The sequence below is a fragment of the Pseudoflavonifractor sp. 524-17 genome (assembly GCF_009935845.1).
Classification (GTDB): domain Bacteria; phylum Bacillota; class Clostridia; order Oscillospirales; family Oscillospiraceae; genus Pseudoflavonifractor_A.
Genome location: NZ_QWEK01000048.1, coordinates 1 through 14,063 on the forward strand (window position 1 = coordinate 1; position 14,063 = coordinate 14,063).

Sequence of the window (14,063 nt, forward strand, 5' to 3'; positions counted from 1 at the left end):
CCCTTTCGCCCCCTCCCGCTGGGGCTGTTGCGGCTTCGCCGCCGGAAAGGAACGGAACGGAAGCGGCCACACAGAGCACCGTTGAGATTTATCGGGAGATCATCAAGGAGAATATCGAGTACGACCACCTCCTGCACCACTCCAAGATCGACCCGGAGGAATTGGACGGCATCGTGGAATTGCTGGTGGAAACCGTCTGTACGGCCCGCAAGACAATCCGTGTTGCCGGTGACGACTACCCCGCCGAGCTGGTAAAGGCCAAGCTGCTGAAACTCAACAGCGGCCATATCGAATTTGTCATGGACTGTATGCGGGAGAACACCACGAAAATCCGCAACATCAAGAAATACCTGCTGGCGGTGCTGTTCAACGCCCCCAGCACCATGGGAAGCTACTATACCGCCCTCGTCGCCCACGATATGGCGGAGGGAAAAATCTAATCTGACAAGGAGGCCCCGAACATGAAACAGGGCGCATTGATCTTCGACGAGCGGACAGATCGCTACGACATCCGCTTTGACCTGGCCGACTACTACGGCGGCTTGCACTGTGGACAGTGCTTCGACGTGATGGTGGGCGGCAGGTGGAGGCCCACCCGCATAGAGTACGCCGCCGCCTGGTATCTCGTCGGCATCCGGGCCGACGACCTGAACGGCCTGCGGGTGAGGATTTGAGGCGTATCTATCTGCGGCGGCTGGTGGTTCCACCGTAGCCGCCCTTTCCGACTTCTGGCAAAGGAGGTATGACACTTGCAGGAGGAAGTCACTCAAAAGACCATCGCGTTATCCATGAAAACCGGGAAGCTGACGGCCCAAGTGCTGCAAATGGCCTTGAAAAAGTATTTGGAGGCCAGAAAGCACGGCCCCAAGCTCCACCACGGCCAGCAGAGCTTGAAGCAGTTGAAGCAGCACGGGGCGGCGCTGTCCAACATTGAGATCACGGACGCCAATATCGCCGCTTTCAAGCCCTGCGCCAAGAAATACGGCGTGGACTTCACCTTGCGAAAGGACAAGACCACCCAGCCGCCCCACTACATCGTCATTTTCAAGAGCCGGGACGCGGACAATCTGGAACAGGCTTTCAAGGAGTTCACCGCCAAGAAGCTGTCGAGGGAGGCCAAGCCCTCCATCCGCAAGGCGCTGTCTGTCTTGCGGGAAGCGGCTGGCCGGAATGTCCAGCGGGCCAAGGAGAAGATCAGGGAAAGGGGGATGGAGCTGTGAAGCCGGATGTAAAGAAAATCATCATCACGAATTTGCCCTATCTGTTGTTCGTGTGGCTGTTCGGCAAGATGGGCGAGGCATGGCGGCTGGCGGCGGGGGCAGACGCCTCCCAAAAGATGCTGCACTTCATGGATAGCCTGGCGGCGGCGTTCGCCAATGGCCTGCCCAGCTTCCACCCCCTTGACCTGTGTATCGGCGTGGCGGGCGCGGCCCTGGTGCGGCTGGCGGTGTACCTGAAAGGCAAGAACGCCAAAAAATACCGCCACGGCATGGAGTACGGTTCGGCAAGATGGAGTGCATAATCTTAACTGTAAGCAACACCTATATTGACGCAGGAGGATATGCACATGAATGATTACAGCAAAATCACAGCCCTTTACTCCCGCCTATCCGTGGGGGACGAGGACAGGGACGGCGGCGAAAGCAACTCCATACAGAACCAAGACACCATTTGTCAAGGATAATTTCGCCGAAAGAAAGACAATTTTTCATATTAGCCCATACGGTACTACGATACGAATAGCGGAGCATGGTTTTCCATGCTCCGCTATTTTCTTATACCAAGCAACTATCCAGAACGGATAGAAACCGGGCTCCTGACTTTTCCGGACTGAGCGTCTGCATTTTCTTGTGGGAGGCAAGCACCCAGCAATATAAGCTGCTTATTTTGACGATTATAAAACAGATGAGAAATCATAGTATGCCGCAGACAGGACTCCAGATGATTTTTCATTTGCCCAAATACCGCATCAGCATAGCCGCCGCCTCGGCGCGGGTGGCACAGTCCTTGGTGGCAAGGACGCCACCGTCCTTGCCACTGACGATACCCTGCTCCACCGCCCAGCGCAGGGCGTCCTGCGCCCATGCGCTGACGCTGTCTGCGTCAGCGAAGTCCCAGGCTGTCCCTGACGCCGCGGGACAGCCCGCGTACCGCCACAGCATGACCGCCAACTGCTCACGGGTGATGGGGTCATTGGGACCGAACATTCCATTGCCATAACCAGCTACGACATTTTGTGCCGCCGCCCATGTAACAGCGGGGGCATACCATGCACCGGAGGGCACGTCGGTAAATGCACTGCCGTTCGTTACAGCGGGCGCGCCTTCCCGATTATAGAGTATCTGCGCAAGCTGGGCGCGGGAGAGATTGCTGTTGGGACCAAAGCTCCCGTTGCCGTAGCCGCTCATCAGGCCGTTTTCCGTGACATACCATACCGCGTCATAGTACCATGCATCCGCCGCCACATCGGCGTAAGGATTGCGCCACGCAGGCTGGCCTGCCTGCCCAGACGCAAACATGGCCTTAACGCTCACAGCCCTGCTGGGCATTGTGAAGGTGTACTTGCCATCACCCTGCTCGCTCATCTTGATTTCGCCGCCCTGACTGCCGGTGACGGTCAGCGTATCCAGCACATAGCCGCTGTCAGGGGTGACGGTCAAGGTAACAATGGTTCCGGCCGCGGCGCTGGCGCGGTCAGCGGTCACCTTGCCATGCTCCGGCTTTTCGACGGTGACGGCATAGGTTCTGCTCCCGCCGCCTCCGCCGGAGCCTCCGCTGTGGGCCGGCGCCTTCCACCCAACGGAAACGGGAGATAGGCCGGTGACGGTGAACCGGATGCCGGCGGGGGTATTGGTCACCGTTGGGGTCTCAATATCGCCAGGGGTTTTATCGAAGTCATTGGTGGTGAACATATGCACTACCGTAAAAACATAGCTGCTGTTTGTCCCATCCGGATATGGCAGTGTGACGGTGAGCCCACCCGCCGGGAAGGATTCCTTTGTGGCGGCGCTCCACGTTTCTCCGCCGTTGTTGCTGACCATAAGGGTCACATCGTATACCGCTGTGTTTTCCTCGGAGACGCCTGTGGCTGCCTTGGCGATTTCAAGCTTCATAGCCTCTTCCAGCGCGCCGGCCGATTCATATTTGCCGCTCAGTTCCGCGGGCAGTTCGCTGACGCCCTCGACCATGACAAGCTGGAACTGCGTATCCCCCTCCCCGGCGGGTGGGTCAGGGAGAACCGTCAGCCATTTGGCATAAAGGGTGAGCTGGCCGGTGACGGCGGCAGTAAAGTCGTAAGCGTCTGTTCCCGACGCATCGGTGTACCAGCCGCCAAAAAGGCAGCCGTCTTTTGCAGGTACGGCGGGTTTAGACACGGGGGAACCATGGTTTACCTGTACGGCAGTCACATCCGTGCCGTTCTGTGCATGAAATGTTACCGTGTGTGTAATAATTTCCCATTTGGCGTATAGAGTCATATTCTCGGAGACTGTGTCGCTTTCAAAATTCCATGCCGTTGTACAGGCAGCCTCCTTGTACCAGCCGCCGAAGGTATAGCCTTCCCTTGTCGGCCTGGCAGGTCTGACCAATGTAGCACCATAGTCGGCTTGGACGGATTCGGTTTCAGAACCGCCCTGCGCACGGAAGACGATTGTATATCTGTCCGGCGTCCACTTGGCATAGAGGGTGAGGGGGGCGGTGACAGCGGTGTTGAAATCATATTCGCTTACACCTGCCGCGTCGGTATACCAGCCGCCGAAGGCGTGACCGGTTCTGGCAGGGGCAGCAGGCCGGGCGGCTTTTCCGCCGCTTTCTATGGTCTGGCTGTCCACCGCGCTGCCGCCGCAGCTGTCGAAGGTGACCGTGTATGTGATAACGTCCCACTTGGCGTACAGGGTCATATCCGTTTCAACCGTATCACTTTCAAAATTCCACGCTGTTATGCAGGCGGCTTCCTTATACCAGCCGCCAAAGGTGTAGCCTTCCCGGGCGGGGTCAGTGGGCTTGGTGACCGTTCCGTTTTTGGCGGCGGGCTGACTGTCGACAGGCGTGCCGCCCTGAGTGTCAAAGGTAATTGTTTTAAGCAGATAAATAGGCTTATCCGTTTTTTCGGCCCCGTCCGGGATACCTGCCAGGATAGGGATGCTGCCTGTAGATAGCTGCCAGACATTGCTGTCAAAGCCTGAAAAGGCGGTTGCGCCCATGATTGCATCCTCGGACAGGGCTGTGACGGTTGGATTGGACACATTTGTCTCCTTGAGTTCCATACCTTCATAATAGAAGCAGTTATTCAGGCTGTGATTGCCGTTTAAGAAGCTGGCAGTATGAGTCTCGCCGTCCATGCTCGCCCCCAGGGCATAGCAGCTTGTAAAGCTTGCGCCGGTCACTGTATATCCACTAAATCCAAAGGCCCATGCATAATTTGCAGCGTTTTTGGAGGTTACATTTCCCAAGGAATAACAGCTTTCCACAGTGGGGGCTCCATATCCGATAAACCCGCCGCACAGCACATTAGTGCCGTTTGCCGCCGTAACGTCTCCTGTGGAATAAGAATTGGCAGCTGTCAGAATAGGCTGATCTGCGCCATTGCCTATGAATCCTCCTGCCAGTACCATACTGATGTTTTCGGACGCAGTTACCGCAACATCGCCGGAGGACATGCACCCCTGAATCGAAGCCGCTTTTTCAGGTATATCAATACCGCCGCAAAAACCGCCGGCGCATATCATAATCTCTTCGGTACTGCTGGTCAGGCTGACATTGCCGGTGGCATAGCAGCTTTCTATCATGACGCTGCCGTTCATCGTTTCAAGGCTGCCGATAAAGCCGCCCGCATATGGCATATTGGCATATGGTTCAGTCATGGTAACATCGCCAACAGAACCGCAATTTACGATTTTCCCGCAGCTGCCAAGGTATCCTGCAAATCCGCCGGCATACATAGGCGCGCCCGTGATAGCCACGTCCGCAAAGCAGCCGTCAACCGTTAAATAAATCTTATCGGTACTACCGGTCGTGGGATTCAGAAAGCCGAACATTCCGCCCGCGAAAAGATTATTGCATGCCTGCCGGCAGCGAATTACTCCGCTGACTGTGCAGCCGGAAATGGAGCCTTCACCAATCACCTGACCTGCCAGGACCCCGACATAACCGCTGCCGGTGAAGCCATTCGTTGTAATTGACGCGTTTTCCACGGTTACATTCTGGATGGAAAGAGGACCCCAGGAACCGTTCAAATATACATTGCCGAACAGTCCGATGCGGTCGCTGCCGCTGGAATCGTCGATGGTCAAATTGGAGATGGTATGACCGTTTCCATCAAAATCTCCAATAAACGCATTTACCGTGTCCGTTCCAAATTTGCCGTTGCCGATAGGAACCCAATTTTTCCCGCTCAAATCAAGGTCGGCGCCCAGAACCACCGTCTTTCCAAAGGTCGGGTTATCCTCATATGTGGTTATGCTCTCATCGTTCACTATCGCCGCCAGCCAGGCCAGGGCCTCCGGGGTGGTAATGGTGATGGTGCTGCCGTCCTCGCTTTCGCTCCAGCCCTCCGGCGCTTGCGTCAAGCCGTCCGTCCAGTTTCCGCTGGTGGATTCCTCCGCCGCCAGAACCGCCCCTGGCAGCAGACTCAGGCACAGGGCCAGAGCGGTGAGCATGCTTAAAATCTTTCGTTTCACGGTGTGTTCCTCCTTCAGATAAGTCCAAAACTCCGCGCGGCCAGCAGTGCGTCCGCCTTGCGGGATACGTTCAGCTTGCGGTAGTTTTCCTTGATATGATAGCTGACGGTAAAGGGCTTCATATGCAGCCTTTCGGCAATCTGATTGACCGAAAGCCCGTCGGCCTGCAGGCGCAGTATGCTCAGCGCCGTATCGCCGAAATCCGAAACCGCGGCCGTTCGTTTTTTCAGGTAGAGCGGATAACGCCGCGACATTTCCTCCGTCTCGTTCAGCAGGCGGCCCAGCCACTCCTGATTCAGTGCCTCATCCGTCAACAGCTCCCTTTTCGCCTTTTGCAGCAGCGTCCACACCGCTGCCCCCTCCTCGGAGATCAGGCGCAGGAAACGGTAGCCTCCCGCCTCCCGCAGAACGGCGGTCAATTCCTCCTGCCATGGTCCGCCCGCCCGCTCTTTCGTGACAGCGGACAGCAGTCCGGTCTCCATGCGGACATAGGTGCGGTTTGTCTGCTCGGCGTAGTAGCGCACTTTCTCCAAAAGGGCCTGAGCTTTCAGGTATTCCCCCTTTGCCAGATAGCAACGCACCTTCGTCAAGTAGCGGTAGCGCTCCAGCGAGCAGAATTCCATCTCGTCCGGCGCGGTTTTCAGCCACTGCTCCACTGTGTCCAGATCCCCCTCATACAGTGCCAGGCGGCAGCACAGAGCCTGCATGTTGGGCAGAAGCTGCACGGCCCGGTTCTCCCGCACGGAGCTCTCAAAGGACACCAGAAGTTCCCTCGCCGCCTGGATGTCCCCTTGGAACAGGGCCAGCCTGATCCTGATACCCACGGCGGCAAAGGCAATCTCCATGGTACCGCCATGTTCCGTTTCCATCTGTGCCCTGGTCAGCAGGGTCATCACCTTATAACTGTCCTCGCCCTTTTCGTAAAGGCTCTCGCCCAGCGCGGCCTTGACAAGTCCTTTTCCGTAGCGGCCCAGCACGCGCTCCACCAGCGGTCCCACGGTTTTGGCCAGCACCGTATCGTCTGGGCTCCAGTGACAGAAGTCCTTGCCGCCGTTCATGGTGCTGGGCAGGTTGCTGGTGACGGAAAACTCCGGCAGGCTGTTGCCCTTGTCCAGCAGCAGGGCGGGGATGCTCTTCATAACTGCAAGCACGTCCCTGCTCCCGCGGTGGGGCAGGCCGATGTCCAGATAGCTGAGGTGGCTCTGGGCCTCCCGCCGGATGCCGCCTCGTGCGCCGGCGGTGTAGGTTTTCAGCTTCTCATACCAATATTCGCTTTTTTCGCCGTCCATCAGCATGGAATACAGCATACTCATACCAGCCATAAGCACGGGGCTGTCCGCAATCTCCTGCTCGTCCATATTAAAATAGTAGCGGCGCAGCTCGTAGTAGTGGCCGTTGCCAGGGTTCATCCGGGCGTTGCGGACGAGCAGGTTTTTGATGCGCTCAGTCTTGCCGCACTCCTCGAACAGCTTCAGCGCAGGGACAACCTCGTCGCGCATCTCATAATAGAGCGCGGCATTGTATTGGAAGTCCTTAAACCGCTCCCTGCCATAGACCTTCAACGCCCGGGTGCGCAGAGCCTGTATCAGCTGCGGGCGCAGACGGTAGACCCCGTCCTCCAAAGTGAGGAAATTCCCCGCCTCCGCCGCCTGCTCCAGCAGGGCGGTGACGTGGAGGTTGCCGGAGATCATCTCCGCCAACTCCAGCGTAAACTCGTCCACCACGCTCACCTGCATCAAAAATTCCAGCAGATCGCTGTCCCAGCGCACCAGCACCACATTTTCCAGATAAGAAGCAAAGGCGCCTTGTATTTCCCTGCGGAGTTCTGGGCCAGGGGACTGGCCCTCTTTCATCCGCAGGGCGACATGGTGGAGGATGTAGGCGTTGCCCTGGGCGGTGTCCTGCAAATACTGGATATCTTCTTCCGTATAGGTGATGCCGCGGGCCTCCAGATAGGCGGCGATTTCATTCCGGCCCATTTGCAGGTCCTTCTCGGAGATCACGACAAAGACATTCTTGATATGCTGGGGCATGAGCCACGTTGGGAGAGGACTTCGGCTAATCAGGATTAGCCATATATCCTCCCGTTCCTCCAACGCTAAAATCTCCCGGCGCAGTTTCTCGCTTTTCAGCCGGTGCAGGTCGTCAATCACCACCACCCGGTGGTTCTGCCTGCCTGGTTCCTCCGCCGGCAGCACCCCATCCTCCCAGGGCAGTTCCTCGCAGGAGAGATAGGTGTATTTCCGATTGGATAAATACTGACGTACCAATTCCGTCTTGCCATAACCGGTAGCCCCGTAGAGGTAGACCGTCTGGGGCAGGCTGCGGGCTGTTTTCAGTTTTTTCAGCGCCGCCGCCGGCGCAATATAGTTTTTATCCACTGCTCAGCTCTCCGTTAAATTTGCTGTGATTTTTCGTCCTTACAAGCGCAATTAATTGATTGTATTTTACTATTCCGCACGCAAACCTGTCCACTCTATGACCGTATAGTTTGAGCGTTCTTTTCTAAAAAATTTTAATACCGGTTTTGCCTGCCGGTAATAATAGGCATGAGGGCCGCTTTGAGCGTAAAGAAGAGCGGCAATTGTGGCAAGCGGGGCATCTGTGCTACAAAGCGCATTTTTGCAAAATTCAACCCCGAAGCGGGAGTTGTCTCTTGCAAGCAATGCCTTTGTGCTACAAATGCGAAAACGAGGGACTTCCGCTCTGGCGGAAATCCCTCGTTTTGCTTGATGGTGGCTCACGCCCCCAAACCCCTATTACGCAGATTGGCATCTGCGGCTGCGCGCCGTTCCGGCGCTTTTTCTAAAACACACTGTCAGGCAATAGCCGCCAGTTTCTTCAAAATCTCGTTGGCGCACTGCCAGAGTTTTTCCTGCCAACGCAGGATCTCCTCCATGTCCTCAGCATAAACTCGGTCAGTGGAATTGACGCGCTTTGCAATTTGATTGAGATTATTGCTGGAGCGCCGCAGGAGGGAGATCATCTCCCGCAGCTCCGGCAGCTCCAGCTTTATCACATAACCGTCAATCGCCATCTTGCGCAGATAGGCACTCATGCTGATGATGCCGGTCTGCTCCATTTTCGTTTTTATCATGTTTTCTTCTTCCGCGGATACGCGAAAGTGGAGCAAAGTCTTGCGTTTTGATTTTTGATTTCCGGAACTCATGCCAGCTCCTTCCCGCCGCCAGAGGCGGCAACGATTTGGTGGTGGTCAAATTGGCCACCACCAAAATCAACGGGTCAAATTGGCCCGCTGATTCATGCTCGTTCTTCAAGTGGCCAATTTGGCCACTTGAAGGCAATAACAGTCGGTAGGTGATCCAAATGGACCTTTACCGAAAAGGGCGGGCCAGAAAATCTGACCCGCCCCAAATGACTTATGCAATTTTCTTCGCCCTCTTTGCCGCATTGCGCTCCCGCTGCATCTTTCGATGGGCCTCATCCCTGCAAGCGTCACAGCAGTATTTGACATTCTTCCTTGTCGCGGTAAAAGCCGTACCACAGTTTTCGCAGATACATTCGCGGCTCCTGTTCACCGCAACCTCCTGCCGGTAGAATTTTGTGCGGCAGTTCGGACCGCAGAACAGGGTGTTTGTCCGCTTGGACTCAAATTCTTTTCTGCAGCATTTGCAGATCAGCTTGAACGGCTGGCCAACAGCATGTTCGCCGGCCTTCATCATTTGGTAGCGCTCCCTGCTCTTGACACGATGCCGGCGGAGCTGCTCCTGCCGCTTGATTTCCTCTGGCGTAAGCTCCGGCGTGGGCGCTTCAAATCTGCCGATGTACTTCAGGTAAATCTCCACTTCCTGTGTCCTGTCGCCCTCGGAACGGTCAGGAGCGTGGACGATGATCCTGTCAATAAACTCGTTTATCATTGGCGTAGTCAGCTGGTCGAAATCCGTGTACTTCTTCGCAAGCTCCAGAAAGCGGTCAACCCTTGCTGTGTCCTGCTCAAAGTTGGCAAGGGCGTTCTCGGCGTCAGAAATAGATTGGCTGAGTGTTTTCTGCTCTTGCTCGTAACCGGCAAGCAGCGTATCAAACCGCTCGTCAGAGATACGCCCCACTGCAAAGGATTCATAGAGCTTCTTGATGATCCCATCCAACTCGGTGTGCCGCTTGCGCTCCTTGTTCAGCCTGCGCCGGACATCCTTTGCCGCCTGCTCCTGCTGTACTGCGGAGGCTTCCCGCACCTTGCGGGTAAACTCGGCCTCGTTAGAGATAGCATACGAGGCAGTGGCTCGGATGGTCTCCAGCACCAGCGTCCGCAGCGCCTTGGTGGAGATGTGGTGGTTGCTGCAAGCTTTGTAATGCTTCTGACGGGACAGGGTGTAGCTGGAGCAGTTGAATCCGTCAGTGAGATAAGGTTTATCCTTGGTGCCGCGGTTGCGATGGTTGTATAATTTCTCTCCACAGTCAGCACAGTAGAGCAGGCCGGTGAACGGATTGGCCTCCTCAAAGGGTTCATGGCGGCGGGGTGTTTGCCGCAGCTTTTGTGCAAGCTCCCAGGTCTCTTTGTCCACAATGGCCTCGTGGGTGTTTTCAAAAATGAGCCAATCTTCCGGTGCGTTGAAAACAGGCATCTTGTCTTTATAGGATTCTTTATGCGAGCGGAAGTTTACCGTATGCCCCATATACTCCGGCTTGGAAAGTATCTGTCCCACCACAAAGCCGCTCCAGTTGTAGGGATGCGGAAATTCCTCTTTGCTTTTCCATGTCCCACGCCCCTGCCGCGCTTGATAAACAGCAGGAGCTTCCACCTTCTCATCATGGAGAATGCGGGCGATGTCGTATGGCCCTTTGCCCTCAATGGTAAGCTGAAAGATACGCCGCACTACCGCCGCCGCTTCCTCGTCAACAAGCCAGTGATACTTATCTACTGGGTCTTTCACATAGCCATAGATGGCGCAGTTGGTGGTGGGCTTGCCGGACTCGCCCTTGACGCGGATGGCGGTGCGTTGCTTGCGGCTCAGGTCCCGTAAGTACCACTCGCTCATGATGTTGATGAAGGGCGCGAACTCCCCACTGTTGGGGTCGCTGCTGTCGATGCCGTTGCCGATGGCAACAAAATGAACGCCATGACGCCGGAATACAACCTCCGTATAGAAGCCGGTTTGGAGATAGTCTCTCCCGATTCTGCTCATGTCCTTTACAAGAACATGGGCGATCTTTCCGGCCTCGATATCGGCAATGAGTTGTTTCCATGCGGGGCGCTCAAAATTTCCCCCGGACCAGCCATCGTCCGTATAGTGGACACAGTTTCCATAGCCATGGTCGGCAGCGTAGCCTTCGAGATATTTCTTTTGATTGATAATGGAGTTGCTGTTCCCAGCGAGGTCATCGTCACGAGAGAGCCTCTCATACAATGCGGTGATCTTTTTCTCAGTCTGTGCGCTCATGACGCGCTCCTTTCAGACTGACGGCTCATTTGTGGTGTTCCTATTTTACCACATGGAGGGGCGGCTGCGCTACCCTCATTTCGGATCATCCGCAATATTTTTTCTTCCAGAGTTTCGCCGCCATCGCTAAAAAACACCTTGACCTTGTAGGTGGTGGAACCGATGCGGCGGGTCATATACTGATACTCTTGATTTGTGTTTTCCTGCGTCATAGCATTCCTCCTCGCGTATTGACTATCTAAGATAGGAATTCAATATGGGCTGCCGTTTTCTCCAAAGCAGTTTAGTGTATTTGACAAGGGCATAATAACACGACACTTAAAGAATGGAGCCAACCTACACGAAACCGCCACTATTGGGGAAACTCAAAGCGGCGGTTTTTTCTGCGATATGGCCGGAGTCCACTGGGGGCCGCCCTGTTTTGGTTATCAAGGCGGCCCCCAGCAGACCCCGGCCATTCCACCCGCAAAGTCAAATTATCGCCATAGCAACTTTGAGACAAAATGTCCCAAAGCAACCGTTGTCCCCGCGCATTTTTGTATAGGGGCTCTGGTGGTATATCCCCCGTCGCCGCCTACTATTGAGCACAGGCGGGAGTGGGCAGTCAAGGGTGCGTAGCACCGCCGCTTGCGGCGGCTTGCCCTTGACGGCCTGCCTCGGCTGTGCCACCCCTCCCGGCGCGGCGGGGGATATATCCTCCAGAGCCGCCCCCTTTCCCATGAATGGGAAAGGGCGGGGGGATAGGGTTGAACGCGCTGTAAAACCGCTTATTTTCCACGGCTGGACTGTTAGCATTTAGGCGTTTGAAACCCGCTTGTATCAAGGGTTTCCGGGCGCGTTCAGCAGGGGGGTGGTATGTTTATATGTCCTGTGCCCTATTCGTTCCACAAATGCTAACATGGGGCCGTACTTTGAGACATTTTGTCCCAAAGCTGGGGCGGTTCTTTCGCGGTGTCGCGCTTTTTTATTTTTAAGACCAAAGTAGTATTGACAAGGGGTTAAGACTGTGGTAGTATATACTCGTAGCTACTACTACGGTCTTAAAAGGAGGTGATTGAATGGCCATTAAACTTTTCGACTCTGAGCTGAAAGTGATGTCTGTCCTTTGGCGCGATGGCGATGTTCCCGCAAAATATATCGCTAAACTGCTGACCGAGGAGCTGGGCTGGAATGTCAATACGACCTATACCCTAATCAAGCGTTGTATTAAAAAGGGCGCGATTGAACGCTCTGACCCCGGTTTCATGTGTCATGCGCTCGTACCAAAAGAGGATGTGCAGGAGGCGGAAACAAACGAGCTGATTAACAAGGTGTATGACGGCTCGGCCGACAAGCTGTTTGCGGCCTTGCTGGGCCGGAAAAAATTAAGCGCCGCGCAGATCGAAAAGCTGAAACAGATTGTCGGTGACTTGGAGTGAGGTGGTGTAAATGAGCCTATTGCAAATGAGCTTTGCGGGGGCTGTGATGATTTTGGCAATCATCGTGATACGCGCCTTGGCAATCAATCTGTTGCCTAAAAAGACATTTTTGGTGCTTTGGGGAATAGCGGTCATACGGCTGTTGCTCCCGTTCTCCATCCCCTCTGCGTTTAGCGTGTATTCACTGATAGGCAATCACGCGCCCGCAGTAAATCCCGCAAAAGGCCCGCAGACTGTTGGAATGCTGCCGACTGAAATAACGGAGCAAATGGCGACTATGCCCGGCAACATTTCAAACACTGCAAGCCCCGTTTCTGTGTGGGTGGTTGTTTGGGTCGTTGGGGTGCTGGTCTGCGCTTTCGTCTTTGCCATAGCATATTGGAAGTGCAGACAAGAATTTCAAACGTCCTTTCCGGTAAACAATGATTTTATCAAAAACTGGTTGAGTACCCATCGGCTGAAACGCTCAATTACTATTCGGCAGTCAAGCCGGTTTTCCGCACCGCTCACTTATGGCGTATTTCGTCCGGTGATTTTGATGCCAACGTCTACCGAATGGGAAAACACAAAGGCGCTGCAATACATTTTAGCACACGAATATGTGCATATCCGGCGCTTTGACAGTGTTACAAAATTAGTGCTGATTGCGACGGTGTGTGTGCATTGGTTTAACCCTTTAGTGTGGGCGATGTATATTCTCGCAAACCGGGATATTGAGCTTTCCTGCGATGAGGCCGTTGTCCGGCTTTTCGGGGAAAACACAAGGGCGGCCTATGCTCGGTCACTTATCAGCATGGAAGAAACACGGAGCGGCTTGACCCCTCTGTGCAACAACTTTAATAAAAATGCGATTGAAGAAAGGATAACTGCAATTATGAAAATCAAAAAGGCATCTGTTTTTTCGCTCGTTTTGGCTGTGGCGCTGGTTGCTGGTGTGACTACTGCCTTTGCGACTACCGCCGTTGCTGCTTCTGACCGACAGGAGGCTGATTATGGTATAACGGATGAGAATGGCAATACGACAATTTTTGCTGGTCGGCTGATGACTGCCCCCAGATTTTCCTTTGATGAAAACGGGAATTATTTTTACAACCCGGACAGCAAGCTCAACGATTTGCCTGCCGAAAGCAGCTTTCCATCAGCCAAACTTAATAATTTTGATAATTTTGACTTCAATATCACACCGGAAGGCGCCATAAATCAGCAGCAAGATGATTTATATCATCAGCCTACACGCCCGACATATACCGAGGCAGAGATGGAGCAAATTATCGCAGATATTGAAAGCGGTAAAATTCCTGGATACAAACTATCGGATTTTGCGGAAGGCAAAGTCCCGGGATTTGAGCCGGTGGACGGCGCAGAGTATTCTGTTGACTTTGTAGATTATCTCGATAGTAGTTGCGTACTGAGCAATTAAAAGATGAACCTTTGGGACAAAATGTCCCAAAGCTGGGGCGGTGCTTTTCACAGTACCGCCCCGGTTCTCCCCCCAATGGCAGGCCGCAATATTGACCATTTGCCCGGACTGACGGACGAACGGGACGATAAGGAACCGCTGCGACAGT

General features: G+C 54.6%; 11 protein-coding genes and 1 pseudogene. 6 read left to right on the forward strand and 6 right to left on the reverse strand.

The features are described 5' to 3' along the window. The 4 genes and pseudogenes from D1159_RS14895 to D1159_RS14910 all read left to right on the forward strand — a co-directional run. A partial coding sequence (locus D1159_RS14895) for a DUF6017 domain-containing protein (protein WP_243152314.1) occupies positions 1-440 on the forward strand: 440 nt, incomplete at its 5' end. Positions 441-461: 21 nt separating this feature from the next. Next, entirely contained in the window at positions 462-674 is a 213-nt protein-coding gene (locus tag D1159_RS14900; protein WP_161846446.1) for a DUF5348 domain-containing protein, read from the forward strand. Between the two features lie 75 nt (positions 675-749). Then, on the forward strand, positions 750-1,220 hold the full coding sequence (locus D1159_RS14905; protein WP_161846447.1) for a PcfB family protein: 471 nt from the start codon (positions 750-752) through the stop codon (positions 1,218-1,220). Next, positions 1,217-1,513 (forward strand): annotated as a pseudogene (locus D1159_RS14910) (hypothetical protein); the annotation flags it as partial. The gene D1159_RS14905 and the pseudogene D1159_RS14910, both read left to right, overlap by 4 nt. A 436-nt stretch (positions 1,514-1,949) precedes the next feature. Here D1159_RS14910 and D1159_RS20265 read toward each other — a convergent pair. The 6 genes from D1159_RS20265 to D1159_RS14940 all read right to left on the reverse strand — a co-directional run bounded on the left by D1159_RS20265 (position 1,950) and on the right by D1159_RS14940 (position 11,289). Beyond that, the gene (locus D1159_RS20265; protein ID WP_161846449.1) at positions 1,950-5,678 is read right to left on the reverse strand and encodes an InlB B-repeat-containing protein; all 3,729 of its coding nucleotides are present in this window, start codon (positions 5,676-5,678) and stop codon (positions 1,950-1,952) included. Between the two features lie 14 nt (positions 5,679-5,692). Continuing rightward, a complete protein-coding gene (locus tag D1159_RS14920) occupies positions 5,693-8,059 on the reverse strand; it encodes a LuxR C-terminal-related transcriptional regulator (RefSeq protein ID WP_161846450.1) in 2,367 nt (788 codons plus the stop codon). A 69-nt stretch (positions 8,060-8,128) separates the two neighbouring features. Beyond that, positions 8,129-8,422 carry a hypothetical protein gene (locus D1159_RS14925; protein WP_161846451.1) on the reverse strand — a complete coding sequence of 98 codons (294 nt, stop codon included), beginning with the start codon at positions 8,420-8,422 and terminating at the stop codon, positions 8,129-8,131. Positions 8,423-8,496: 74 nt separating this feature from the next. After that, entirely contained in the window at positions 8,497-8,775 is a 279-nt protein-coding gene (mobC, locus tag D1159_RS14930; protein WP_243152315.1) for a plasmid mobilization relaxosome protein MobC, read from the reverse strand. A 283-nt stretch (positions 8,776-9,058) separates the two neighbouring features. Continuing rightward, positions 9,059-11,077 carry a recombinase family protein gene (locus D1159_RS14935; RefSeq protein ID WP_161846453.1) on the reverse strand — a complete coding sequence of 673 codons (2,019 nt, stop codon included), beginning with the start codon at positions 11,075-11,077 and terminating at the stop codon, positions 9,059-9,061. Further along, a complete protein-coding gene (locus tag D1159_RS14940) occupies positions 11,074-11,289 on the reverse strand; it encodes a transposon-encoded TnpW family protein (RefSeq protein WP_161846454.1) in 216 nt (71 codons plus the stop codon). The genes D1159_RS14935 and D1159_RS14940 overlap by 4 nt, the downstream gene beginning before the upstream one ends. A gap of 846 nt (positions 11,290-12,135) precedes the next feature. Between D1159_RS14940 and D1159_RS14945 the strand changes: the two genes are divergently transcribed. Continuing rightward, complete coding sequence (locus D1159_RS14945) at positions 12,136-12,495, forward strand: BlaI/MecI/CopY family transcriptional regulator (protein ID WP_161846455.1); 360 nt, start codon at positions 12,136-12,138, stop codon at positions 12,493-12,495. Positions 12,496-12,505: 10 nt separating this feature from the next. Continuing rightward, the gene (locus D1159_RS14950) at positions 12,506-13,915 is read left to right on the forward strand and encodes a M56 family metallopeptidase (protein ID WP_243152316.1); all 1,410 of its coding nucleotides are present in this window, start codon (positions 12,506-12,508) and stop codon (positions 13,913-13,915) included. Positions 13,916-14,063: the final 148 nt, after the last annotated feature.